This is a genomic window from Paenibacillus contaminans, from assembly GCF_003285015.1.
GTDB classification, from domain to species: Bacteria; Bacillota; Bacilli; order Paenibacillales; family NBRC-103111; genus Paenibacillus_V; species Paenibacillus_V contaminans.
In genome coordinates this window covers 142,350-168,327 of sequence record NZ_QMFB01000002.1, presented here as the reverse complement: position 1 = coordinate 168,327, position 25,978 = coordinate 142,350, and the positions used below count along the sequence as shown (strand labels likewise).

The following is a 25,978-nucleotide window of genomic DNA, read 5'->3' as shown; positions in this document are numbered from 1 at the left end:
ACCGGGAGGAACCGTGGTCAAGTTAAATGTAAAAAAGGCTTCTTTGTCGTCTCATCCGTTTCTATTGTTGTTTATCAGCATCTTGTCCGTTTCCATCTCTTCGATCTTGATCAAGCTATCGGATACGCCCACTTCCGTAGCAGGGATGTATAGATTGTATATCTCCGCCATTATCATGCTCGCTTTTGTCTCTTGGAGAACGCTCCGCAACTTAAACATGAACATAAAAGATTGGGCCATCGTCGTGATAGCAGGTCTTTTTCTTGGGATGCACTTTTTATTCTGGATGGAATCCTTGGTCCATACTTCGGTGGCCAGCTCCATGGTCATCTTGTCGTTGCAGCCTTTGTTCGTGATGATCGGATCCTACTTTTTGTTTAAGGAACAGGTTAACGTGCTGACCGTTTCTTGCTTGATAACTGCTTTCCTTGGTTCGCTTTTGATTGCATGGGGAGACATAGGAATTTCGAAAGAAGCGCTAATTGGAGACGGCTTATCGTTAATCGGAACGCTCTTCGTTTCAGCCTATTTGCTTGCAGGGCAGAGAGTCAGCCGCAAAATCGACACTCATGTATACAGTATTGCTGTATTTTTTATCGGCGGCACCGTCATGCTCCTCTATAATTTGTGGAATCGCTACTCTTTAACGGAATACAGCTCAGCTGATTGGACTTATTTTTTGCTGCTTGCGATTATCCCGACTATTCTTGGACAATATATTTTTAATTTATTGCTGAAAACGATCGGGGCGACTACTGTCTCGGTAGGCATTATCGGAGAACCTGTTCTCGCTATTATGCTTGCTTACCTATTTTTAGGGGAAACCATTTCTTTATTTCAGTTCATAGGAGGCCTGCTGACGTTATTCGGCATGGGCATATATTTTTGGTCAAAAACATTGACTGGAAGGAAGAGAGTCGGCAGCCATGGATGATTTATTAATACTCAATTTTCGTGTCGGAACGATAAAAGATAGTCTCGTTAAACATGGAGCAATGCTCCCTAGTTAGTTCCTCAAAGAGTAATATCCACCGATTGCGGACAGATTTACGCTCGAAAGGGTCCTTGCGACAATAAATAAAAGCATACGAATCGGCTTGAGGATTCGCATGCTTTATTTTTTAGAGTAAGCCATGGCATTCGAGGCTCAGACTCGGGAAAGGCCCGTTCGGCTTGCTTGCATGATATTAATAATGTCTTGCAGTTGACCCATTCTGGAAATAGGGTCCTCCCTCAGCCAATCTTCGGAGAGCAAGTAGACCTGGTTGTTTCTGACTGCAGGAAGCTCGTTCCAAGTCTGATCTAGGCGCCACTGTTGAAAAAGATGCTGCGCTCTTCGTCCGCGTGAAATAACAATAAACATATGATCGCCTGCATAGCTTCTAAGCTCGCTGACTGGAATGTCGTTCTTGAACGGATGGCTTATTGCTTGAACATGCCTAACAGCTTCCGGTGCGGTTAAGCCCAAGTCATCATATAAAAGCTCCATATCGTAATAGACTTGAAAGGATCGGGGGAGCCCTCTAGCCCAGAAAAAAGAGACAGTCTGCCCGGGCTTTACATATTCGGACAACTTGACTCGAACCGACTCTGCTTTTTCCCGGTAGTCAAGCAGCCAAGCTTCCGCTTCTTTCAACTTTCCAAGACGATCTGCTAGAAGGCGAAAACGATCAAAAGCCGGCTTAGACCACGACACGTCCAGAGTCGGAGCGATTTTCGCATATTGGCTGTAATGATGGCCGTCAAAGGTTAAAATGGCATCCGGCTTCAGCTCAGTCAATTTATCCATATACGGCATGACGACGGACATGCCCGTTTCCTTAATTCCTTCGGCCAGACCGCGAAAATAACCCCCGGCCAGCAGCAGTTTCGGGGCTCCTACAGGCTTGATGCCGAGCGCGAGCATCTCACCCAGATACTGATATGTCACTAAGCGGCTTCGTTCTTTCCGCAAATTGACGTACAACCTGGGGGAAATTCCCCGCTGGCGCTTGAAGCTCCGGCTAAAATGGAAAGGGTCGTGAAATCCGCTCATGCCAGCGATGTCCTGAATCGAATTACCGGAGACGAGAAGCAGCTTTTCCGCTTCGTCAATCCGCTTACCAATTAAATAGTCGATCGGGCTTTGATCGGTAAGCTGACGAAAAATTCGCGAATAGTGACGAAGCGACAAGCCAGCCAGTTCGGCTAACCGGGTGTGCGTAATCTCCGTCGCGAAGTGATTATTAATATACGCGATGGTTTTACTTACCGCTTGTACCGCTTCATCCTCCGCGTCTGCTTTGTTCTCTTCAACAGCCTTGAGCAGCATACTTATCAGTTCCTGGAACCTCGCATGAACTAGATAACGGTCTGCTAGGCTGTCTTCCTCTGTCCGAGATTGCAGGTGAATCTCCTCCGCAAGCTTCAACAACCGGTAGAACGGAGAGACGCGCAAAGCCACAGGGCGTGAGGGGGCTAACGGATCGATTAATGTTTCATCGCCGTTTTGCAATCGGAGGATACTTTCGAATTCAATAAGAAAAGCGCTCCAGGGAAGCCCTGGAGCGTTATGAACTTCAATCGGAGTCGCAGTAGGGAGGAGGTAAGCGACATTGGCCGTTTCCTTAATGTCCCACTCGGCGAATCTTAATCGGCACTGGCCTTTGAATGGAATGAAGAGCGAATATCCCGCCTGTGTAGTATAGCTGCTGTTGTTTGAAGCTTCTGCTGTTAACATGATGGATTGCGACCATACATAAATCCTTGACAAGCGCATCGCTCATTCATCCTCTCGTTTAGGAGAACTACTTGGCCAACAGCTTAACCGCATCATCGAGCTGTTGATCGAATGACATAACGTCCAATGAGAACCACAGGCTGTCGTTTACGACGTATACTTTATTGTTCTTGACCGCAGGGAGATTGTTCCACAAACTGCTGTTCTCAACCTGTTTGAGGAAATCTGGGTCATTGTCGAATTTAACGACAAACAGCCTGTCTGCCGAAGCGTATTCAGGCAGCTTTTCAAGCGATATTTTCATGCCTAAATCGTGGCCGCCCTTGCTCCATTCCTTCTTGACCGTATCGGTCATCGGGAATTGCAGCGATTTAAACAGCGTGAAGCCGACGTTACTGTCGCCGTATACGCGCAGCTGCCCCTTCTCATAACCTCCGATTACTACAGTTCCGAACGTCTCGCCAGGTTTTACATAAGCAGCGAGCTTAGCTCTGACTTCCTCGCTTTTCTTATTGTACGCCGCAATCCATTGGTCCGCCTTATCCGACAAGCCGAGAACGGCCGCGACATCTTTCAAATGCTGAAACGGATCGCTGCCGCTCCACTTGACGACGACAGTTGGGGCAATTTTGCTCAACTTATCGATCAGCTCCTGATTGCCTTCCATTGCGATTATCAAATCGGGATTCAACGAGACCGTTTTCTCTACATTCAGTTCGTTAACCGCACCCAAATCCTCGATGCCGCCGATTAAGCTTTTGACGGAATCAAAATTAGTGAGCAAATGCGTGGGCGCGCCAATCGGTTTAACGCCTAGCGCAAGCATATCCGGCAAATATTGCGTAGTCACGATTCGCTTAGGCTTAGCGGGAATGACGACTTCGCGGCCGAGACCGTCTTTATACGTTCGTGTTTCGGCATTGACCGCAGGGGAAGCTGAAGGCGTACTCGCAGCAGGAGAGACTTGCGGCTTCCCGCTATTGGAAGCATCAAGCGTACCTTCGCCTGATTTGCCGCATGCCGTCATTAAGAGAAATATAAGTATCAAGAGCACTGGTATTGCCGTACGCCGCTGTTTCATTGTTAAACTCCCTTTCTCAATTATATCATATGATTATCATTCTCACCCGACTTATTATAGCAGACCGATTTATGCATGAACATGTTGGAATCGGCCATAATGCCTGAATGATTCGGACAAGATCACTGTACAGTTGATAGGCAAATAAGATAAAGCATTGCCCTATAAAAAGGAAAAGACAACCATCATTCGAATAGTTATCTTTTCCCTTTTATTAATGTTGAAATTTAGTTGGATCAAAACCAAGTCGGAATACTTCTTCATTTATGCACGAGTTATCCATGAAATGGGCGGCGGAATATGCTGGAAGGTCTATTTTGCTGTTACTGGCGCGACAATCGAAATAGACATAACCAAATAAGGACAAAGCCGATAAACTGCGCGATCGTCATGCTTTGATGGAAGACCAGCCAATTGAGCAGGACGCCAATCGTCGGAAAAGACAGCTCTGCGAGCGTGGCGACCGAAGCTTTCGTATTCGACAGGCCACGGTAGTATAACAGCAAACTGAAAAGTCCGGGAAGGAACGCCTGCAGCAGCAGGCTTAAGGATACGCCGGCCCACTCCATTGATAGATGGGGCAGTTGCCATGGAGAACCTTCCGACCAAGTAGCAGCAATAAGAAGCGGCAGCGCGAGTGTGAAACGAAGCGCGGTGACCGTTTCGAATCGCATCCGGTCTACGAGGAGGCGACCCATGACGGTGGAGCCTCCCCATAAGGCGGCTGCGCCGATGGACAGCAGTGCGCCCGTATCGGCAAAGTCGCCCCAATGCCCGATCGGGGCGGACCAGCCGAATGTTAGCAGATATGTGCCGGCAAGTGCCAAAGCGAGCAGGGGAAGGAACCGACCGGGCAATGTTTCCTTCAATATGAGGCGCGCAGCGATAATGGCGAACAAGGGCTGCAATTTTTGCAGCAAAAGTACGGCATTCGGATTGCCTTGGGCGAATGCGTTCGTAAACAGAATCGTTGCAATCGCCGATCCTCCCCAAGAAATAAATAGGAGAGCTGCAACAGTGCTAGGCGTCAGCCCACGAAGCTCGGCTCTGTGAAACCACAGGACCGGGACTGCAAAAATCAAAAGTAAAAGGTGCTCAATCAGTACGATTTGAGCCGAAGTGAAATAGTTCAGCAGCAAAATGCGAAAAAGCGGATCGATGCCCCACAAAGCCGCCCCCAGTGCGATGAACCACACGCCGCTGCGCGTCTGACTGCCGGCGCGTTCCCCCTTCGTTAATGAAATCCAAGTAGTCTTCTCCATATTCAATAACCTCCTACGGTTTTTTGAATAGGACCCTTCGATAAGAAGAATGCCCCGTCATCTGAAATCGATAACGGGGCATATTCAAACAAGCTTGGAGAGGAACCGTTTTTTGAAGAAACGATTCTTGCCCCAAGCCGTTTGCGACCTTCTCCCATCCGGACTGTACCGTCGGCCTTGGAATCGCACCAAGTCAGTCGCCATGCGCCATACGGCGTTTAGCGAGTCGCGGGCTTAGGTTCACAGGAACCATCACCGCCGGTCGGGAATTTCACCCTGCCCCGAAGGTCCACATTCAATTAGATAAAATTTAGCACAGAGGCTTCATAATCGGCAAGGCGTTTTTTGCAATTGTTATTTTGCTGAATTAATTAGCTGTTCCGCTTTCCAGTGCAATTCCAGTAGCTCTCACCTAGTTCCTCGTCGGCGTCATCTGTTATTCCAGATGTATGGGTTCTTGGTATTTAACTTCAGAAAATGATGATCCGTTAAGCTAACCAGTATAACGAAACAATATGTATAAATAATTTTTACCTTTTTTTGAGAGAGTGCGCGGTTATATCATAAAAGAAACACAACAATAAGGGGTAACCTGATGTATACTCAACCGATTGCCTTGCGTTCGGTTTTAGATCCAAAATATTTGGAATATTGTTTGAACAAACAATACAATATTGGAGAGTGGAAGGAATGCTTATATTGGTTGAGAGGGTTAAACGATACCTACAGGGTGCGAACTACTAGCGGTTTTTTCATACTTCGTGTTTACCGCCTTGCAGTTACTGAAAGTGATGTAACGTATGAGTTATCCGTGCTAACTCAATTAAAAAGTATCCTTAGCACGACGAACACAAAAGTCTCGGAACCAATAGCTAAAACTGACAGCAGTTTATATACCGTTCTGGATGCTCCAGAAGGGAAAAGGGTTGCTGTAATCTTTCGATATATCGACGGCACGGAAAATGTACTGCATGATGAGGAATCATGCATTGCCTTTGGTAAATCTGCCGCCGAATTGCACTTAGCGATGGATCAAGTTATTTTAAATCAACCTCGACACGACTTGGATACTAATTTTCTTATCAGTCAACCATTTGAACGTATTGTGAACTATATTGGTGAAAAAAATCAGGCAGTACCATTTCTAAACCAGTTCGTGAATGCGTTGAAGGAACGCATCGACGCTATTGCTAGACAAGATTTGGATTGGGGTTTATGTCATGGAGATATGCATGGAAACAATAATGCCTTCCAAGAAGGCATCCATTTCACGCATTATGACTTTGAATGGTCGGCGAGAGGATGGCGTGCCTATGACTTGGCACAAGTTCGGGGTAGAAAACGCCAGTTAGAGGATAGAAAAGAGCATCTGTGGCATGCGCTAATCTCTGGTTATAGATCCGTCAGAGGCTTCTCCGCGCAAGATGAATCTGCGATTGAATTGTTTATGATAGTTCGTCGATTATGGGTGATGGGTCTTGAAGTCACTTTTATCCATAATGATTTTGGAGTGCTTGATTATTCAGAGGAGTGGCTTGTGGGCTTTATTAATGAATTTCGTTCGTATAAATTAGTTTGATTTAAGTAGAATTGTCGAGCGTCTCGCAAAAATTGGAAAATTAGGCTATGATAAGGGTAATTGAAAACTTCTCTTATCCAGAGTTCAGCGGAGGGACTGGCCCTATGAAGCTGCGGCAACCGACTGTAACAGCACGGTGCAAATTCCTACGAAGGTTATTACGCCTTCGAAAGATGAGGGGGCACGGTAGCCATTTTAAAATAACTGTCCTACCCCCTTTCATTGGAAAGGGGGTTTTCATTTTAGAAATAAAATAAACAGGAAAAGGAGTTGGGATGGTTGTCAATCAGAGTAAGAGCAGCTTGTCTTTGTATCAGGGATAGTAAGGTTGTATTAATGAAAAAGATAATTCCGACTTATTTTAATTTTAATAATTTGACACCCCCTGGAGGCGGAGTGGAGCTCCATGAAACACTAGAAAGTGCTTGCATACGTGAGATAAATGAGGAAACTGGATTAATAATAAGAAGCCCTAAGATGATTGGAGTAGTATCCTATATCTCTCATACAAACGACTCGCATGCTGTAACATTCTTTTTTATGACTACTGACGTCTCAGGGAACCTGACAACAAAGGAACCGGAAAAGCATATTCCTGTATGGGTCGAGTTGTCGAGTATTCGTTCGAATGAAGCTGTACCAGAGTATTATAAAAAAATTATTGATAAATCCATATACGATAATGATTTTTTTAATGCACGTTTTGAATGGATAAAACCGGATGGTAAATTTATCTGGTCTTTTGAAGAGTAGTATCAACTTATTCGAGGCTGCCGGCGGATTGGCGGCCTGTTATGCTATTGGGCGGAATAGTTTAGTTATAGTTGATATTTCTATTGCGATAGTACAATAAGGTATGTAAAATTTTGGATGTGTTGAATGATTAGTGGCTCGGATAACGCGTATACAATAAGAAAAAGGACAGTCATTCAGGTGGTGCATGCGTGGATCCTAGCGCTGTTTAAAGTAGTAACTAAAGGGGAGGTATTATGACTTATAATGAGGTTGTTAAAATCGCTGATGCATATTTACTTCTATTAATATCAGAGTTGTACGGGTTGGAAGGCTATGAAACCAAGCCGGTTAAGGCACATACCGGAGGGCGTAATGTCGTTTATACCTGTGAGAAAGAGGACGCCGACGCAAAAATACTCAGAATCGCCTTCTTAAATGACAGAAGCCGGGAAGATTTTCAAGGCGAAGTTGAGTATATCAGGTATTTATTCGAGCATGGCGGAAGTGTCTCGGATGTACTCAGCTCCCGGAATGGGAATCTGCTGGAAGAGATCACTCATAATCATCATACCTTTTTTATCTGCTTGTTTCAAAAGGCAAAGGGTCGAATGCTTTCGGAAAATCATTATCGGTACCGGGAAGGAGCTCCGATTACCGAATATTATTATAATTGCGGTAGAGTCTTGGGGAAGCTGCACCAAATATCGAAAGGATATACGCCTGTTCATCGCCGGCATAGTTTTTTTGACAAATACAATGCGGAATACCTCGAAAAACGAATACCCGGTTCGTTACCTCTGCTGAAGGAGAAGCTATTAGAGCTCCTTAAAACCATAGAAGGATTGGACAGGAACCGTGAGTCTTTCGGTATGATCCATTTTGATTATAACGATGGGAATTATTCGATAGATTTTGATACCGGGCAAATAACCGTATATGATTTCGATAATTCATGTTTCGGTTGGTATATGTTTGACCTAGCGTCTCTCTGGACAAACGGAATGGGCTGGATACAATTTGAACCAGACGCCGGTAAACGCCAAAAGTTCATGGATGACTATTTTGAAACAGTCCTCGCTGGATACAAATCCGAGACCCGGATCGAAAATTCGATGTTGGATAAGTTGCCCTTATTAATCCAGGTAAACCTCATGGAAAATATTGTTGATGCATTCGAGGTAATGCGGAACAACGGCGAAGAGCCGGTTTGTGATGAGGAGTTGTCATATCGCATAAAATGTCTGGAAGACGATATCCCATATATGGGATTTTTCCATTCCATATACTCGTGTGAAGAACCCTTTGCGTATGAAAAACGAAATATTTAGTTTGCGCCACTCCGCATTGAACGCATTTTTGAGCATGTTGCGGTGAAATATCGCAGCAAACTATGCCCAATTTGAAAGGGGATATGCCGATGGGAAATCTGATCATTGAACCCTATATACCCGAAAGAGATAAAGCTTCAATCATAGCCATGTTGTGTGAAAACGAACGGGTTAACGTGTTTCAACAGAGTGACAAAATGCTTTCCGACGCTATATTTGTTGCTCGTTACAACGACGTAACGGTAGCTTTTCTCTCATTCGATGGTTTTAGGAGAAGAGCTATGACCACGATATTTGTTAGCAAGGAATATAGAAGAATGGGCATCGGTGCCGCACTTATGGCAAAGGCGGATGGCATGCTTTCCAAAAACGCGGCAGTAGAACGTTCGATAGGTGTCTGTAAAGATGGCGATCGTTGTTCTCTGCAATTTTTATACAAGCATGGTTATTACACAAGTTATTCCTCCTTTATCATGGAGCGTGAAGGTGTACCTCTTCCTGAAAGTAATATTTCTGTCAGGCAGTACGAAGATGATGATTATGTAATATGTCATAACATTTGGGAAATCGCTTTTTACCAGATGCATGAACGTGTGGGTATTCTGCCGTCTTACTACTATCCTCCTAACGAAACGGAGCGGAAGAGATTTGCGGAAGACAGAAACAATAGATTCGTGATGCTTATCGACGATAAAATAGCGGCAGTTGGCATTATTGACGGCAGTGAGCTAAGTCATGTATCCGTTCGCCCAGACCTTCAATCACGAGGATACGGCAGAGCCTTTGTTTCATTTCTTATAAATGAAATTATCCGAAGAGGCGGGGAAATTGTGACGCTAGGGGTTGTAAAAGGCAATCCTGCGATAAATTTGTATAAGAGTCTTGGTTTCAAAGAAAAGTCATTAAACCATTTGGTAACAAAATATTACAAGCCGGACACCCGACTAAGCAGACCACCAAGCGACTTGTTGACGGGGACGATTCAATAAAGACAGAGTCAGCCGCTACGACGATCGGCTGTATACTGTAACATTTTGACGCGAATGGGACACGCTCCATATAATGAAAGAGATCGAGAGTGACAGGAGGAAATCGAATGGGAGCATGGGGAATCAAAGCGATGGAAAGTGATGAAGGGCTGGATCTATTAGGAGTGATCAAGGAACTTCTCCCCTGTGAAACGGTTGATTTGTCTGAGTTGATGGCGAAGCTCAGAGCGGACGATTTCCTCTATGACGAAACAGTGTTGGGCCTCGCGGAGCTGTATCTCGAATTTCAGGAGAATGGCGGTTGGGATTACGATTATGAGGAGGAAGAACGCTCCTTGAAGCAAGTACGAGCGTTCACGGCTGATCGTGCCGCGCTTGAAGCTCTGCTGCAGCATCTGAAGGATATTTGGAATGACATTGAGGAAGGCAGCGGCGAGCGGGATCTGGTGGAGCTGTGGCAGGAATCGTCAAGCTGGGACGAATGGCGGGCGCATGTGCAGCAGTTGATGGAGAAATTGGACGCACGACTTGTGCAAGAACGGTAGAAGGAAGAGTGAACGAGAAATAAGGGTTGACCCAAAGTCAGTATTTCTATTTTTACGCCCGGCTTAATGTGCTAAAATGAGCAAACAAATAAGCTTCCACTACCACTATCAGGGGTAGTTTTGGAAGCTTATTTGTTTAAAGATGGGGCTGGTTCATTCCGCGCTACCCTATTGGGATAGCCCCTGCTTAGAATTTATTTATTTTCTAGCGTTGAAGCCGATAAAAGCTTTTGTGTTGAAATCGAACACGGCTGTCAAAGGTCCAAGCAGCTCGTCTTGGTCCGTGTTATATGTAACCGTCACAAAGTTGCCGTTCGCAGCTTGAACGTCTGCGAGCAATTTCTTCTGCTCAGCTGTGAGTGCTAATACGCCAACCTCGTTAGAGGAGACAATGTGAACGGCTGCTTCGTCTTGCTTCGTCGTAATATGGGACGCTTGTTCGCTTACTTGCGCCCATGCCAAGTTGCGGTATTCCTGCGCTGTCTCCGGCGACATTTTCAATTCGCCTGTAACAGGCGCTTGAGCCTGAACAACTAGGAGGAAAACAGGGCTTTGAGGAGGAAGGCTTTTAGTCTCGAATGGACCGTAGTAGGCTTTTACTTTCATACCGGCCTTCAGGTCCTCCCAATTCACGGACTCGCCTTGGGACGTCATGACACGCGTTTCCTTACCTGCGTTCAGCACCAAAGCGTCGCCTAATTGAACTTGCCAGCCGTCATCCGTATGTTTCACGGCTTTAATCGTATCTTCTTTAACCGCGCGATCTGCGTGAACGTTAATACTTACGGCTTGTGCTTGGCCAGGGTAGCTCATCGCCATGGCTGGTCCGAATTCCGCATCGATTTGTGTGCCGGCTTTTAGATCGGCAGGGAAGAGCGTTTTGCCGTCTAGATTTTTAATAGCTGTCGATTTGTCCACAGTCAAAATAACCCACGTGCTGCCGAGCAGCTCGATACGGTAGTTTCCGTCTTTATTAGCCTGTACGCTTACGATCACACCGGATGCACGAATCAGGTCAGCCTCTTCGTCGAGTTCGATTTCATTGTTCACTTCATCGTAATGTACCGTATATCCAAGCTTAGCCGCTGCATCGCGCACCGGGATATACGCTTTTCCATCGATATAAACAGGCGTAAGCGTGCTGTCTTGTCCGTTAACAAGAACCTTTACATCTTTTTGTAAGTACCCTGTAACCTTTTCTACCAAATCTTGAGCTCCGACTGCGGCCGTTGTGCCGACGATCCCAGCCAAAGTTAATAATACCGTTAGTTTCTTTTTCATATCATAGAGCTCCTTCCGAATCTGAGTTGTACGTTTATTATGTTGACAATCCATCAGACGGAAATCGGTTCGAATAGGTTGCAGATGGTCAGAATTTGATCTGAAATACTTTAGTTGAATAATCTCATTCACTACTTGTAAGATGGGATTAATGAAGAGGGGGCATGTTAAAATGAATAACTTTGCAATAAAGTCTAATGCTCCATACTCGCTAAACTACTTAGTCTATATCCAGAATGCATTTCTGAATGATAAACGAAAAAACAGCAAATTCCCATCTTTCAATATTGCTCATTGGGGACTTCTTGAAGAGCGGCTTTTTTGTGATGCTTTTAAATATGTATGGGCAGAAATGACGCGAAGGATATCACAGAGCTTTTTGGCTGATCATAACGGGATTCTGGAAACGGAACAAAAGCTATTCCAAAGGTTATTTAAACCAGATAATCAAGGGATAGAGGGGTTTGGGGAAAGCAGGAAATCGTTCTATGCTTGGTTTTCCAGCCTGGCGGGACAAATAACGATTGAAAGAGCTGCGGATCATATAATGTACTATGAAATGGATATCTATTGTAAACTTTCTAATATGATCAGCCTTAATGATGAACATAGCCAGGAATTACTCATAAGCCTAATATATGATGAGTGTTTACTTGGGGACAGCGATTATTATTCGTGGCATGCCATCGTTTCACTCCGAGATCTTTATTTCCAACCAGAAAAAAAGGAGCTAGTCTCAAAAATTGCAGATCGTTGGAATAATATAAGATAACAAAATCAATCTGCAGCATCATTATTCCAAGAGCAATGCACATTGCTTAAAGGTATAAAAAAAGTCCATCCTCCTTGCAGGAATGGACTTTCGTTGCTGCTGCTCTTATTCTTTTTTAGCCCAAGTTGCGATATACCAATGGTTTCCGAAGGGATCCTCGACACCGCCCGAGCGCTCGCCGTAGTCATGATCCTGCGGGGGGTACAAGGACCGTGCTCCCGCATTCAGCGCTCGAACGTACGTCGCATCTGCGTCCTCTACGTAGACGTGGAGCGCATTTCGCATTGGCGAAAACTTCTCGTTGGAACCTCCGCTCAACTCCACTATGGAATCTCCAAGCCTGCATGACGCGTGGCGAACATCGCCATTCGCATCAACGTGACGGTCAACCAATTCCGCGTCGAACACTTCCTTAAGAAATTCGATCAGCCGGTCAGCCCCATTGACGATCAGATACGGGGTGACGCTGCGATAACCTTCCGGCTTCCATGTTGCATTCATGACAAATCCCTCCATTTGGCTTAGAATTAGTACTATCATACGATTGTTCGTCCTATAAGTATTGTAAAAAATTGAAGTTATTTTGTATTCTAGCCGGGAAGAGGGATGCTCATGCAGCTGCACCTGTGTAAGCCGTCGCCGGCTTTGCGGACATGGATCGATCGATATTGGATATGCGAAGACTTATCATCCCGTGCATGAACTGGAATATAAGCTGCCCGATGTCCATATGAGCTGGATTTTTAATTTGAGCCATGACCGCCTTCGTATTTACGGGCAAGGAACGTCCGATCGTTATGAGCATATGCCGGGAGCGGTCGTAGCAGGGCCGAAGACGTCGCGTTATTGGTTGAATACGGCGTGTCAGAACGCTTGTCTGGGCATAGAATTCAAGCCGGGCGGAGCTTACCCGTTCTTGGGCGGTTGGATGTCGGTGCTGCAGGACAGCGATATTCCATTGCAAGAAGCGATAGGGCATCCGGACACAGTCAACTTGCGCTGCGAACTTTCCGAACTCTCGGCACCGGCGGAACGATTTCAGCGCGTAGAGAAATTCCTTTTCGGTTATCTGGCCAGACAGATCGAAATTCCTAGAGGCCATTCTGCAGTCACCGCTGGACTTCTAGCATTGGCCGGAAATCCCGCTGCCCCCTTGGTTCGGGATATAGCGGAGAAAGCAAACCTCAGCACGGAACGGTTCATTCAGCTGTTCAAGCGGGAAACCGGCTTGACGCCGAAGCAATATGCCGGAGTCGTTCGATTCCAACGGGCGGTGGAGCATCTTCGCAGCAAACCGGAGGTAGACGCTTTGGAGTTGGCACTGGCTTGCGGATACTATGACCAGTCGCATTTCAACCGGGATTTTCGATTACGTTCCGGCATGACCCCGACGGATATGTTACGTCGCCAAGATATCGTATTCAATCACGTCCCGGTTTAAAGGTAAACTTCTCGATCATGGGAACTATAGTTTGAATCTGTTCATACAAAAGCTTAAACAACATAGCCTCCTGACTGCCGCCACACTAGATGGAAGCATATTCTAAACATTTTTGGAGGGATGGACATGAACCGAAACAATGAAACACAAGTAGGCGATCGTGAGATTGTGATCACCCGTGTATTTGATGCTCCACGCGATATTGTGTTTGATGCTTGGACGAAAGAGGAGCATCTGTCGAAGTGGTGGGGACCACGAGGTTTTACGACGACTTTTCAGAAGTTTGAAATGAAACCGGGCGGCACATGGGAGTTTATCATGCATGGTCCTGATGGCGTTGATTTTCCCAACACCAATGTTTTTGTCGAGGTCGTGAAACCCGAACGAATCGTCATTAAACATGCGGTGTTTCCTCATTTTCTGGCAACAGCAAGCTTTGTGGATCTGGATGGTATGACGAAACTCACATATAGCACGGTTTTTGAAGAAAATGCCGCTGTATTCGATAAGGTGAAAACATATGCCGTCCCAGGTGCCGAACAAACGATGGATCGACTTGAGGAGCATCTGGCAAGTATGTCTTGACGCTAAGCGGGCTGCAGGTATTTTCGGCAGTCAGTTCAACGCTGCAACCTCTCCAGAATGCCGGATCTGGGCGAAACCGGATATTGCATCACTATGTGTCGAAGAAGAGAAGTAGCAGACTTCTTCGTTGAAAGGAGCCATTGCTGCATGATTGTGATCCCTGATATGTTTGTAGAGAGAATGCACGAACTCCACGGTGAGCAAGGCGCCGCATGGTCGGAGGCGTTGCCTGGGTTGATCACCGATTGTGCAAGCCGTTTCAACTTTACCCCTGAAGCTCCATTTTTGAATTTATCCTATAATTTCGTGCTTCGAGCAAAACGCTGTGACGGGAAACCGGTCGTCCTTAAACTATCTTTCCTGAAGGATGAGCTTTCTAGGGAAGTTAGTGTGCTTCGCGCTTATGAGGGACGGGGGGCGATTCATGTGCTTGATGCAGATGAGAAGTGGGGCGTGGCACTGCTGGAGGGTGCCGACCCTGGCACGCCATTGTCGGTAATTGAGGATGACACCCTTGCGACGGCTATCTTTTGCGATGTATTTCGCCGTCTACACCTTCCGGTACCAACCGGAAGTCAGTACCCGTCCATAAAACAGCACTTCGCGGCAATCGAGCGATACCGCGGGCGATTCGACGATTTGAATATTTCCGCTCCACTACCTGAGAGCTGGTTGGAAAATGCCGAAGAATGTCTAGCATATCTCCTCGCTACCACGAGTGAGAATTTCCTATTACATGGCGATTTGCATCATGAAAACATTCTCCGACAAGGCGAAGAGCAATGGGCTGTCATTGACCCAAAAGGCATCATCGGCGACATCCATTTTGATACGATCCAGTATCTGCTTAACTATGAGGATCGAGGCGGTGACTGCGAGCAGGTGCTGCGGAGCCGGATTGCGATTATAAGTGATCGCCTCGGCCTGGACCCGCGCCGAATCGCGATGTGGGGCGTAGTGCGAGGCGTGCTTGAGGCCTGCTGGACGATTGAAGCCGGAGGAATGGATTGGCATAGAGGCATACAAATAACGGAGCGTTTCGCCAAATGCCTGGATTAAGGTATATCCCCAAAAGGACACGAGTTGATGAAGCAAAGTTGCAAACTCTATCGACTTGGATCGACTGTCTGCCATCAGTTGGATCAGAAGCGGTATTTGGATATCATGCAATAAGCTTACGACATCAGCAAAAATAACGCTGTACATCTTATGAAGCCTCCGGCCGTTCTCTATCGGTTCGGAGGTTTTTTGGTGACAACATTTTCGTAAAAAGGTATTCTCTTGAAATGAACCTATTTGCATTCGGCGTTGTTAATATATGTGACCGCTATAAAAAGGGGGGAGAGTCTTGAGCGAAAAAGCGTTGTTCGAAATGTACCGGAAAGACGTGTATAAAACGTGCTACTTCATGCTGCATAACGCTGCCGATGCGGAGGATATGTGTCAGGAAGTATTCGTAACCGTGTTCCGGCATGACTGGCGGAAGGTGGAGCACTTGAAGACTTGGCTGCTGCGGGTGACCGTCAACCATTGTTTGAATCAGCTGAAGAAAAGCAAGCGCGCCAAAACAAGAGAGAAAGTTTTTCATCTCTCCTCTGCACGGATGACGGAAAAAGGAGCGGATACCGTTGCCGAAGAGCGCGAATCGGCGATGGAATGCCTACAAATGCTGCAGCAGCTGCCGATCATACTGAAAACCGTCGTATCTCTTCGTTTTATGAGCGATTGCAGCTTGAAGGAAATTTCCGATATTTTGTGCATTCCGGTAGGAACGGTGAAATCTAGATTAAACAAAGGAATCAAGCTGCTGCAGAGGATGACGGATACGGCAGGGACTACTCGAGGAAAGGATGGTGGAATACATGGGCAAAAAGGATCAAACGTTTATTCCGCTGCAGAACGCTGAGGAGCATATGCAATATCCGGATTTCGACGCCATGTGGAACCGTCTGGAAACGCAACTGCCGGGTCCGGAAGCCAACTTGCTCCCTGTCGACCAGAACGCTCAAAAACGGCTGCGCGCTCGCAGAGTGGCGATGATTGCGGCCTTAACGGCTACGCTTGCGGCGACACCTGTAATTGCGGCTTTATCGTACAACTGGGACAGCCTTGTTCCTTACAGCGCAGGTATTCGATCCGCACTCCAGCAGGGGTTAGGGCAGTCGATCGAAAAATCGGTGACACAAGACGGCGTTACGCTCACCATCCATACCGCTGTGGTGGACGATTATCGGACGGTGCTGCTGTACAGCTTGCGTATGAAAGGGAAAGCCGCGACGGGAGAACTGCAATTTGCCAAAATGGAGCTGACGGACAGTCAAGGCCGAATCATCGGCGGACAGCAAAAAACGGTTTTCAACAAGGAGCGAAACGAATGGAGCGGCTACTTTGAAGCGGATTGGGCGCCGGAGGATCTGGAAACGGATGTGAAGTTTTCTATTCGGAATGTGCGGGCCCTTTCCATGGCGGAGCGCGAGTTCTCGTTAAATCCATTCGAAGGCAAGCAGGAATACGCCATCGGACAGGACGGCATCGAGAAATTGTCCATTAAACCTGTTCCGGAAGGAGATAACGTCCTTCTTTCCACTGCCGTCACGTTCAGTCAGCCTGAGGTAAAAAGCTGGGCGCGCCCTGAGATCGGCGTTTATAAAGACGGTGTGAAGCTTGAGGAGTCTCTCCCCGGCGTAGTCGGCAAGCCCGGCGAGAACGGAGAATATACCGGCGTCCTTCATTACCGGAAAAGCGACCTTCAGGACAATAACGTCAAATACAAGCTGCTTTACAATCGGCAGGAATGGCAAATCGATAAGGATTGGACATTTGACCTGCATTTGGACAAACAAAAAATGTTAAGCGGCACCGTGAAAAAGGAGCTCCATATTCCGATGGAGCATGCGGGTACGACATACATGCTTGAACAAATGACCGCGACGCCGACGCAAATCCGAATCACGGTTAAACGTGAACCGTATGCGAGGTTCCCGTTGTTGAAAAATTTTTTGGATATAGATGGGACGCTGCTGCGAGGAAGCGAGGTGCCTAAAGTCGGGGATAAACCGGAAGAACTGCGTTATGTGTTTGAGCTCAGGCCTGGGGTGCAAGTGACCGCAGAAACCCCGGTAACGTTTGTGGCCAAGCATGAAATGATCGAGCACAGAGACGCGAAAGATCCGATCCGGCTGACCGGCATCAGCGAAGAGAAGAAGACGATAACGACGCTGGTCGGCGGTTATTCCGTCAAATGGACGTATTTTAAACAGGACGGCAATCTATACTTGCAGAGCGAGTGCGACGATCCGGCCTTTGGAAAAGTCAACCAGACGTATATGGGCACGGGGGCAAAAAGTATAGAAGGAAAGCAGGTGTCCGTCAATCTTTCCGGAGAAGGCATCAATTCGGTGACTAAAGAATATACGAACTTCAGCGGGACTGAGGCTGACATATATATTTTTTGGTACTATACGGAAAATCCGGATAAGGAGCTAAGGATCAAGTTGAACGGGTAAAAATGAAAGGAGCAGCCGCGCGCTGCTCCTTTCATTTTTACAGATAAAAGTAATAGACTGGCATCGTACGTTAAGATCGGTCAGTGTATCGCGATAATGTATCCGAGCCATTTGCGAGTAATATTGCGACACCCTTAGGATGATTTCGACGAGCTAGCGGATCGTCTTTTTTTAATCTTCCCGAACGGTTTATAATAAGTAATGAACACCATGAGCAGCAGGCATAACAAATTGAAACCGGACGTTGTAACCATGTTCAACCATGTCGACTGGAACCCCTCATTTTGCAAGCTTGCAGATCCCATATCCTCTACCATATCCGCCAGAGAGGCTGTCCATTTATTCAAAAATAAGATTCCGATCATAATTGTGATCATGGTGGTCGCTAGTTTAATAGTGACCCAGTAATGCTTCACAAGTCCCCAATGCGTCCATATGGAGAGCAGGATACCTGTCAGTAACGTCAGCAGTGCCGGGTACTTGAGTAAATTCTCGTCAATGATTTCCATGCTGGCTAGTGTATAAGTAAGTTGTTCTGCATGATCGGCTTTATGCAAATACATGCCTAGCAGCAGCATGCCCAATGTTCCGCCAATCCATGACGCTACCGAAATAACGTGGATAGCGACCAAAAAGTTTTTGTTTTTCTGACTAAGTCTATAAGCCATAAAATGATCCATCCTCTATCTAATATATTGATGCTGATGATCTCTTCTCTTGGTGTTCCGGTTACTTGTTACTTTACCAATAGAATGTTGTGAACTTATGACGAACCTTTGCGATTCGTGTGAAATTTTCGGATGCAAGGATCATTAAGAAAAACAAAACGGCAGGATAGTTTGACTAAAAGAGAATTCTACATGTTGAGGGCTGTTGAAAATATGTAGACTGGTATTGATACAAAATCCATGCGAAAGTATGGTGATCCGTGGAATATAGCGAAGATGGAAGAGACATTTGGAAAACGATTGTTAGGAAGCTTCGTGCCGCCGGTTGTGTGTTTGCTGAGGATGAGGCCCGGTTACTTATTTCTTCTTCACAAAATGATACCGAACTAGAACAACTGGTGGATCAAAGAGCAGCCGGTTTCCCCCTTGAACATATTATCGGATGGGCGGATTTCTGCGGTTTGCGGATTGAGCTGGATCCCGGAGTTTTCGTCCCCCGGCAGCGAACCGAGTTTTTAGTTCGGCAGGCTGTGACTCTTACTCAACCAGGAGACGTTGTCGTTGACCTGTGCTGCGGCTCCGGAGCTTTAGGCGCGGCTTTAATCGCTTCGGTGGAGCGTATAGCATTGCATGCTGTTGATATCGATCCCGCTGCAGTACAATGCGCTCGTCGTAATATTCGCTTAGATAAGGGGAAAGTGTATGAAGGGGATCTATACGATCCGCTGCCCGTTCATCTTTATAATCGTGTCAATGTTATCGTAGCCAATGCCCCATATGTACCTACAGACGCAATAAAATTCATGCCGGCGGAAGCCCGCGTTCACGAGGCAAGGATTGCGCTTGATGGAGGCGCCGATGGACTTGACGTCCAGCGGAGAATAGTAGCTGAAGCACCTCGCTGGCTTGCAGTAGGGGGCTTCTTATTATTCGAAACTAGCGAGAAGCAGGCGCCGTTGACTGCCGAGCTCTTTACGCAATACGGGTTGCTTCCAAAATGGGTTCGTTCCGAAGAACAGGACGCTAACGTAATCATCGGAATCCGGACAGATCATTCAAGATGAAGATAAGAAGAATATTGGGATATCGAGACGCGGGGTGTTTGATGAAGTTACTTGAAAAACTGAAATTCGAAAAGGAACTAGAGTTAAGAGATCAGCTAATACGATATCAAGTCTAAAACTAGGGATTGATGACCTGGTTACGAAAGCAAACACGGATATCGTAATGATCATGTACGAACCGTGCGATTAGTGGAGAAAACCTTATTGTTCATGAGGCTGTCCTCACTATTACACAAGTAAAATGCGCGTTCTCGCCCGTTAGTGAGCCAAACATAACTATTCATTTCGTTTGCCTCACTAATAATTGCGTTTACCTCATTACCTCACCAAAACACGGGTTTTCGGTTTGAAATAGTGAGGTTTTCCTTACGAATAGTAAACGTTGCCTCATTATGAGGATCACTACCCGTTGCACGATCAAATGCTTACATCTTTAAAATCTATAGTATAAGCATTGAAAGTCTGCTAGTTTATTTTTTCTTGAGTAGAGAACGATGGGGAAAATAGTACTCATTTTTGTGCGCAGGCTATCAGTGCTAAAAGCGAATTTGTGAATGAGATGCTGAAACTTGCCGGGTGGAAATGATGTATCGTTTTCTGCTTTGCAAGCCAATAAAACAGCGACAGACTAAGGTTGAATCACCATGTCCGTCGCTGTTTCATTTACTGGGGCCGTCTAGATTCGGCCCGTTATTGCAGGTGTCACCACAAATTCCCGTTTGCATCAAACGGCATTTCTTGCAGATCGCCGACTATTTCCAAATTCGCGTGTTTGGAAGCCTCATCCATAAGCGCTTCGGAAATGTAAATATACTCCATATGAAGGGAATCCGATATACGAATCACTCTCGGCTTCCGGATATCGATTTCATTGCTGGCCCGGATGCACGCGGCGATTGCGTCGCGATCGCTTTTTAGGATCATGGGGATCCGCACAACGTCAAATACCGTCGATGTTAGAGCATTAATATAAGAAGCCTCCAGATCGGCTTTGTCAAACAATCTTTGGGTGGTTGCATGGGCCATTCCGGCTCCTATGATGACACCATGGCTTTCATCCGTAACGTCTAGCACGGCCACCTTCTGCCACTTCAATCCGCCGCTGGCATAAGGCGTAGCGAAGGTTCCCGTAATATTGGGATCCATTCCGTCGCCGCTAATGTTTTTGCCGATTTTATCGACGACCAGCACGTCCGTATCTTCAATCCATATACGCGCCATTAGCTGTTTGGCTTGATCCAGCAGCTCGGGTTCTCTTTCGGCAATCCGGTCTTTCGGAATCGCTTCCAGGATGCAGGTTTCATCAAAAGCGTTTTCGACGATGGCTACGGCAAAAAGGATCTTGGCATGTTTGATAATGGTGTTCCCGAAAAGCGGAATTAAACGGCGCATATGCTTCCAGCCTGCCGCGTGGCAGGCATTCGCTCCTTCGCGTTTGCCCAAACCGATCGTCATCATTTTCATGATGCCGCTCTCGTATTCCCCCCGGAATGCCGTATGGGGCTTCACGCGTCCCACAACGACGATACCGTCGGCCTCCGCAGCATACCGGTCAATGACGACGGAATGACCTTCGGGCGTCTTGCCGATCTCCACCGTATCCATCGTCGATTTGATCGGGCAGCCGCAGTACGCTTCCGTGACGCCAAAATCCTCGATGATTTTTTGCTGGTTTTCCGCGATTCCTCCGCCATGGCTGCCCATAGCGGGAATGATGAAGGGAAGGGCTCCCTTTTCTTTGAGAACCCTGACGATTTCACGCGTAATGAAAGCAATATTCCGGATGCCCCTGCTTCCGACGGTGATGGCGATACGTTTGCCGGGTTGAATGGTGTCCGAGATATCGTCTAATCCCAGTATGTCGTCGATCGTCTGCGGAATATCGTCAAGAGGAATCGAAGGACGCTGGAATTTTTGCCGTACCTTGACCATTTTGGGCATGGGCACTTCTTTTAACAAATCATAAAAAACGCTCACCGGCCTGTCACTCCCTTCGGTGCTTCACTCCGCTACAAATGAATGATTTGACCCGTTTCCACGCTTTGATGGACCGCTTCACACATTTGTGTAGAAATCAAGGCTTCCTCTCCGTTAGGATAAGCGCCTTCCAGTTGTTCCAGTTTCATGCCGTTCTTCATCAAGCCGATCAATTTCGTAAAATAAAGCATCGATTCGAACGTATACCCTTGCGGAGCGTTGCCGTAAAACGGTCTTTCGACTTCAAGCGCCGCAAAAGGGTTCGATACGGCGGATGCGGTTTCGTCCTCGAAGGCGCTCAGCATGCCGCGGTCTTGACTGTCCACCTCCGTCATCCCGTCCGAGCCGATTACGCGAATCCCTTGATTCACGATGGACGGAAAACCGTTAGGAATAATCCACGAGGAGTCCATCGAGAATTGGGCGCCGTTCTCGAATTCGAATTTAGCCTGAATCGAATCATACGTATCGATGCCCATTCCGGCCAGCTTATTCTTGATTGCAGTGGCGTACACTTTCTTGGGCTTCGATTCCAGCAGCCAGTAAAGCAAATCATAGAAGTGAATGCCAAGAAACCAAGCGGGAGAACTGTGCTGCGCCCAATTTTTAAACCAGACGGAAGGCACTACGATTTTATCTTCCATATAAGCATAGCCATATTGAATTTTGCCAAGCTTTCCGTTTTTGATATCGTTTTTGAGCTGCATATGCGCAGGATCGAATCGTTTGTGGAAATCGACGAACAGCATGATATTATGTTCACGCGCAGCATCGATCATATCTTGGCCGCCTTGGCTGCTCGTATCCAGCGGCTTTTGGACGAGAACATGCACGCCGTGTTTGGCCGCTTCCAGCGTAACTTCCCGATGCAAGAAGTCGGGGGTAACGATCGCAACCGCATCGAGGTTTTCTTTGTGGAGCATTTCTTTATAGTCAAGATACCCTTTTATGTTAAACGCTTTGGCTTGTTGATCGACGACCTCTTGCTTCAGATCGGCCAAGGCGACAAGCTCGATGTCTCCCATTTTGGCGGCAAAAGAGAAGGCCTTTAATATTTTCGTCCCGTAAATCCCTGCACCGATGACTCCAACTCGCGCTTTCATCTATGATTCCTCCCTAAATTGTCTTCTGCGGACTTTCGACGGATCGTTACCCTTTCAAGCCTGTAGTCGCAATGCCTTCCACAAAATATTTTTGCGAAAAGAAGAACAACACGATGCTGGGAACGATCGTTACAATCGCCATCGCCATGATCTGATCCCAGTTTACAGCCGCTTGCGCGTCCAAAGACATGCGAAGGCCGAGCATCAGGGTGTACTTTTTAATGCTGTTGATAAAGATCAAGGAGTTGAAAAAATCGTTCCATGTCCAAATAAATTGGAACAGCGCCACGGAGAATACCGCCGGCTTGCATAAAGGCAGCAATATTTTGGTCAGGATTTTAAAGGAATTGCAGCCGTCCAGATGAGCGGACTCATCCAGATCTTTGGGCAGTCCCCTGAAAAACTGTACCATCAAAAATACGAAAAACGGGTAGCAGGCGAATATTGCCGGAACAATGAAAGGATAATAGCTGTCCAGCCAGCCCAATTTTTTGAACAGAATATATCTTGGAATGATAATAACCGCATTCGGAAGCATGAGCGTCGAGATCATGATGGCAAACAATATGTTTTTGAAAGGGAACTTAAATCTCGCGAAGCCATACCCGACCAGAATACTGGAGGCGACGGTAAACAGAACCGTAGGAATAACCAGCTTGAACGTATTGATAAAAAAGTCGCCGTAAGTAAACTGGCCGCTCCCTTTCCACCCGTCTATATAGGCCCTCCATGAAAAATTCGCAGGCAGGAAGCTGTTCGCCACGCCGAATATTTCCTCATTGGTTTTGAACGAGGCTAGAAATAGCCAAATCAGCGGATAAACGATAATGATTCCGAACAGGATTAAAAAAATGTATTGGATATAGCGGTTTACCTTGATTTTCACGGTTAATGGCCTCCGTCTTCATAGTGCACCCAGCTTTTGGATGATCGGAATATAAAGAAGGTGATAATCAGAATAAGGACAAACAGGACCCATGAAAGTGCGGATGCATAGCCCATTTTAAAATTGGAGAAGGCTTCTTCGTACAATTTCATCCCGTATAAATAAGTCCCTTTCATCGGCGCGCCGTTCGTTACGACAAAAGCGGAAGTGAACTCCTGCAAGGCCGTGATCATCTGCATGACCAGGTTAAAAAATACGATCGGAGTTAACATCGGCAAAGTGATAGTGAAAAACATCCTTAATTTGGATGCGCCATCCATGGTTCCAGCCTCATACAGCTCCTGCGGAATCTGTTTTAAGCCCGCCAGAAAGAGCACCATGGAAGAGCCGAACTGCCAAACGGTCAGCAAACTCAAGGTGAACAGCGCTATATAGGTGCTTCCGAACCACTCCACCGGCGGAATATGCAGATAAGCGAGCACATGGTTTACCAATCCGTCTTTTAAGAACATGGCTCTCCATAAAATGGCGATGGCGACGCTTCCTCCGAGAATGGAGGGGATATAATAGACGGTCCGGAAGAAATTGACGAATTTGAGTTTGAGATTCAAAACAACGGCGACGATGAGCGCGAAAATCAGCTTTAACGGCACGGCCATCAAGACATACACGATTGTGACCTTTAACGAGAGAAGGAAGTTCGGATCGATCGTAAACATGTCAACATAGTTTTTGAATCCGATGAATTTCGGATCTCTGGCCATCGAATAATCGGTGAAAGAATAGTAGAGAGACGCAAAAATCGGATAAAACTGAAAAACTAGAAAACCGATAATCCATGGCGAAATATACAGCAAACCCGTATAATTCTTTAATTTCATGCTATCAGCCAGCTTTCGCATAAATGTAGGGAGAAGGTGCCCGGAAATCATTCGGGCAGGCTGCCGGGGAATTCGCATTTCGCTTCCGCCGGCGTTCTGCCCGGAATTTCCGCCTTCTATTCGTTCAGTAACCTATTTAGCCGCAGCTTTTAATTCGGTCAGCTTGGACTGGAACTGCTTGATCATTTCGTCAGCCGCGGCTTCCGGCGTCGATTTGCCGAACCCGATTTTTTCAACCGCATCCATCATAATATTTTGCAGCTGGATATTAAGAGAGATCACATTGTCCGCCATACCCTGTTTTGAAGTCGACGAATCGATCGCTTTTAGGATCAATGGATCGATCAGGTTTGCATCGGCACTTACTTTTCTGCCGATTTCGGTCGGAGGCACCGAACGGGTATCCTTCAAGATGGCTAGGGCTTCTTTATCATTGAAGAAGAAGTTCAGGAATTTGGCCGCCTCTTCTTTGTTGGCCGACTTGCTGTTAATACTGAGCATCTGGGCGGGTCTTACGATAACCCCCGTATCCTTGGCATCCTTGGCGATAGGAGGGAGGACGACATCCGCCGAGTCTTTGAACGGTTCCTTTCTCGGACCGATGGCCGCAATCCATTCGATCGTCGATCCTGCCTGTTTGTTGGCCCAGACGGGATTCTCGAAGTACTTGGCCTTGAACATATATTGTTGAGCGGCCGGCTCTACGACTTTCGTATCGAACAGCTTCTTGAGATAGGTGAAAGCGTCGACAAGATCGGCCTTCGTAAACCCAATCGTATAGTCGTCATTGACGATTTGCTTGCCGGTTTTTTGCTTCAAATATGGCGGCAAAATTTGTACCACTGTTGCGAATTGGTCGGTTACCAGGAAGTGGGATTTTGGATCCGCTTGGTTCACTTTCGGCCCTTCGGACAGGATCGTATCCCAATCCCATACGGTGTCGGGGTTAATGCCGGATTTCGTCAAAACATCCTTGTTGATTAGCATCGTAATCCCGCTGATTCCGGTAGGAAGACCGACGAGTTTGCCGTCGACGACGCCGTAGCTTTTCACGAACGCTTCGTCAAAACCTTTGATATCGAGGTCTTGCTGCTTGTTTAAATCTTCAAAGGAATTGAATTGCTTCGTGAAATCCGCGAGCCATGGCGGGTCGATCTGCATGATGTCGGGCGCAGAGCCTCCTGCCAGCTGCGTCATCAGCTTCTCTTTGTAGCCGTCCGCCCCCATGTATTCGCCTTCAATTTTTACATTGGGATTTTTCGATTGGTACAGGGCGATGACGTCCAGCGTAGCTTTATGACGCGGATCCGATCCCCACCAGGAAAACCTCAATGTTACGTTTTTGCCGCCGGAAGCCTTTGTGGCGTCAGGAGATGAAGACGAATCTTTACCGCCGCATCCGGCAACAGCCAAAGCCAACAGAGGAACCATGCATACTGCGCTTACTACCTTAGAAAGCCCTTTCATATTTGACCTCCTTATGTGTCGAAATCGGTTATCCTTCAACCTTGTGCTTAAGTATAACAGCTTGCTTCCGTTTCAATAACGCACCGCAGTTCACTTAAGGTATCGTTAA

24 protein-coding genes and 2 riboswitches are annotated in these 25,978 nt (G+C 46.7%); of the genes, 13 read left to right on the top strand and 11 right to left on the bottom strand.

Translation table 11 applies throughout. From position 1 onward, the window contains the following. Positions 1-13 precede the first annotated feature (13 nt). Complete coding sequence (locus DQG23_RS05060) at positions 14-934, top strand: DMT family transporter (RefSeq protein ID WP_113029727.1); 921 nt, start codon at positions 14-16, stop codon at positions 932-934. Between the two features lie 213 nt (positions 935-1,147). Here the strand turns inward: DQG23_RS05060 and DQG23_RS05055 are convergent, their stop codons facing one another. From DQG23_RS05055 to DQG23_RS05045, 3 genes are all read right to left on the bottom strand, one after another. Continuing rightward, positions 1,148-2,758, bottom strand: coding sequence for an AraC family transcriptional regulator (locus tag DQG23_RS05055; protein ID WP_113029726.1), 1,611 nt, complete (start codon positions 2,756-2,758; stop codon positions 1,148-1,150). A gap of 28 nt (positions 2,759-2,786) precedes the next feature. After that, positions 2,787-3,800, bottom strand: a complete 1,014-nt coding sequence (locus DQG23_RS05050; RefSeq protein WP_113029725.1) for an ABC transporter substrate-binding protein — start codon at positions 3,798-3,800, stop codon at positions 2,787-2,789. Positions 3,801-4,123: 323 nt separating this feature from the next. Further along, positions 4,124-5,062 (bottom strand): DMT family transporter, encoded by a 939-nt coding sequence (locus DQG23_RS05045; protein WP_113029724.1) that lies wholly within the window; start codon positions 5,060-5,062, stop codon positions 4,124-4,126. 142 nt (positions 5,063-5,204) lie between these two features. Further along, a riboswitch (FMN riboswitch) is annotated at positions 5,205-5,355 on the bottom strand. Positions 5,356-5,657: 302 nt separating this feature from the next. On the opposite strand from DQG23_RS05045, the gene DQG23_RS05040 reads away from it, so the two are divergent. The 5 genes from DQG23_RS05040 to DQG23_RS05020 all read left to right on the top strand — a co-directional run bounded on the left by DQG23_RS05040 (position 5,658) and on the right by DQG23_RS05020 (position 10,238). After that, positions 5,658-6,641 (top strand): phosphotransferase, encoded by a 984-nt coding sequence (locus tag DQG23_RS05040; protein ID WP_113029723.1) that lies wholly within the window; start codon positions 5,658-5,660, stop codon positions 6,639-6,641. A 70-nt stretch (positions 6,642-6,711) separates the two neighbouring features. Further along, a riboswitch (SAM riboswitch) is annotated at positions 6,712-6,821 on the top strand. 99 nt (positions 6,822-6,920) lie between these two features. Then, complete coding sequence (locus DQG23_RS05035) at positions 6,921-7,394, top strand: NUDIX hydrolase (RefSeq protein WP_113029722.1); 474 nt, start codon at positions 6,921-6,923, stop codon at positions 7,392-7,394. 236 nt (positions 7,395-7,630) lie between these two features. Further along, a complete protein-coding gene (locus tag DQG23_RS05030) occupies positions 7,631-8,704 on the top strand; it encodes a phosphotransferase enzyme family protein (RefSeq protein ID WP_192894548.1) in 1,074 nt (357 codons plus the stop codon). An 89-nt stretch (positions 8,705-8,793) separates the two neighbouring features. Continuing rightward, positions 8,794-9,693 carry a GNAT family N-acetyltransferase gene (locus tag DQG23_RS05025; protein ID WP_158560306.1) on the top strand — a complete coding sequence of 300 codons (900 nt, stop codon included), beginning with the start codon at positions 8,794-8,796 and terminating at the stop codon, positions 9,691-9,693. A 107-nt stretch (positions 9,694-9,800) separates the two neighbouring features. Beyond that, entirely contained in the window at positions 9,801-10,238 is a 438-nt protein-coding gene (locus tag DQG23_RS05020) for a DUF4259 domain-containing protein (RefSeq protein ID WP_113029720.1), read from the top strand. A gap of 198 nt (positions 10,239-10,436) precedes the next feature. On the opposite strand, the gene DQG23_RS05015 is transcribed toward DQG23_RS05020, so the two are convergent. After that, complete coding sequence (locus DQG23_RS05015) at positions 10,437-11,519, bottom strand: stalk domain-containing protein (RefSeq protein ID WP_158560305.1); 1,083 nt, start codon at positions 11,517-11,519, stop codon at positions 10,437-10,439. A 172-nt stretch (positions 11,520-11,691) separates the two neighbouring features. Between DQG23_RS05015 and DQG23_RS05010 the strand changes: the two genes are divergently transcribed. Then, positions 11,692-12,291 (top strand): hypothetical protein, encoded by a 600-nt coding sequence (locus tag DQG23_RS05010; protein WP_113029718.1) that lies wholly within the window; start codon positions 11,692-11,694, stop codon positions 12,289-12,291. A gap of 105 nt (positions 12,292-12,396) precedes the next feature. Here DQG23_RS05010 and DQG23_RS05005 read toward each other — a convergent pair whose 3' ends face one another. Further along, the gene (locus DQG23_RS05005; RefSeq protein WP_158560304.1) at positions 12,397-12,792 is read right to left on the bottom strand and encodes a VOC family protein; all 396 of its coding nucleotides are present in this window, start codon (positions 12,790-12,792) and stop codon (positions 12,397-12,399) included. Between the two features lie 193 nt (positions 12,793-12,985). On the opposite strand from DQG23_RS05005, the gene DQG23_RS05000 reads away from it, so the two are divergent. The 5 genes from DQG23_RS05000 to DQG23_RS04980 all read left to right on the top strand — a co-directional run bounded on the left by DQG23_RS05000 (position 12,986) and on the right by DQG23_RS04980 (position 17,823). After that, entirely contained in the window at positions 12,986-13,732 is a 747-nt protein-coding gene (locus DQG23_RS05000; RefSeq protein WP_113029716.1) for an AraC family transcriptional regulator, read from the top strand. 126 nt (positions 13,733-13,858) lie between these two features. Then, the gene (locus DQG23_RS04995; protein WP_113029715.1) at positions 13,859-14,317 is read left to right on the top strand and encodes an SRPBCC family protein; all 459 of its coding nucleotides are present in this window, start codon (positions 13,859-13,861) and stop codon (positions 14,315-14,317) included. A 147-nt stretch (positions 14,318-14,464) separates the two neighbouring features. Further along, on the top strand, positions 14,465-15,376 hold the full coding sequence (locus DQG23_RS04990; protein WP_158560303.1) for an aminoglycoside phosphotransferase family protein: 912 nt from the start codon (positions 14,465-14,467) through the stop codon (positions 15,374-15,376). A gap of 289 nt (positions 15,377-15,665) precedes the next feature. Then, complete coding sequence (locus DQG23_RS04985) at positions 15,666-16,223, top strand: RNA polymerase sigma factor (protein ID WP_113029713.1); 558 nt, start codon at positions 15,666-15,668, stop codon at positions 16,221-16,223. Continuing rightward, a complete protein-coding gene (locus DQG23_RS04980) occupies positions 16,180-17,823 on the top strand; it encodes a DUF4179 domain-containing protein (RefSeq protein ID WP_158560302.1) in 1,644 nt (547 codons plus the stop codon). The genes DQG23_RS04985 and DQG23_RS04980 overlap by 44 nt, the downstream gene beginning before the upstream one ends. Positions 17,824-17,957: 134 nt before the next feature. On the opposite strand, the gene DQG23_RS04975 is transcribed toward DQG23_RS04980, so the two are convergent. Next, the gene (locus DQG23_RS04975) at positions 17,958-18,491 is read right to left on the bottom strand and encodes a hypothetical protein (RefSeq protein ID WP_158560301.1); all 534 of its coding nucleotides are present in this window, start codon (positions 18,489-18,491) and stop codon (positions 17,958-17,960) included. A gap of 260 nt (positions 18,492-18,751) precedes the next feature. Here DQG23_RS04975 and DQG23_RS04970 point away from each other — a divergent pair, with 260 nt between their 5' ends. Then, positions 18,752-19,555, top strand: coding sequence for a putative protein N(5)-glutamine methyltransferase (locus DQG23_RS04970; protein ID WP_113029710.1), 804 nt, complete (start codon positions 18,752-18,754; stop codon positions 19,553-19,555). 702 nt (positions 19,556-20,257) lie between these two features. Here the strand turns inward: DQG23_RS04970 and DQG23_RS04965 are convergent. The 5 genes from DQG23_RS04965 to DQG23_RS04945 all read right to left on the bottom strand — a co-directional run bounded on the left by DQG23_RS04965 (position 20,258) and on the right by DQG23_RS04945 (position 25,869). Beyond that, positions 20,258-21,532, bottom strand: a complete 1,275-nt coding sequence (locus DQG23_RS04965; protein WP_202865866.1) for a nickel pincer cofactor-dependent isomerase, group 22 — start codon at positions 21,530-21,532, stop codon at positions 20,258-20,260. Positions 21,533-21,564: 32 nt separating this feature from the next. After that, positions 21,565-22,635, bottom strand: coding sequence for a Gfo/Idh/MocA family protein (locus DQG23_RS04960; protein ID WP_113029709.1), 1,071 nt, complete (start codon positions 22,633-22,635; stop codon positions 21,565-21,567). 46 nt (positions 22,636-22,681) lie between these two features. After that, on the bottom strand, positions 22,682-23,521 hold the full coding sequence (locus tag DQG23_RS04955) for a carbohydrate ABC transporter permease (RefSeq protein ID WP_113029708.1): 840 nt from the start codon (positions 23,519-23,521) through the stop codon (positions 22,682-22,684). Between the two features lie 2 nt (positions 23,522-23,523). Then, on the bottom strand, positions 23,524-24,402 hold the full coding sequence (locus tag DQG23_RS04950) for a carbohydrate ABC transporter permease (protein WP_202865865.1): 879 nt from the start codon (positions 24,400-24,402) through the stop codon (positions 23,524-23,526). A 132-nt stretch (positions 24,403-24,534) separates the two neighbouring features. Next, a complete protein-coding gene (locus DQG23_RS04945) occupies positions 24,535-25,869 on the bottom strand; it encodes an ABC transporter substrate-binding protein (RefSeq protein ID WP_113029707.1) in 1,335 nt (444 codons plus the stop codon). Positions 25,870-25,978 lie beyond the last annotated feature (109 nt).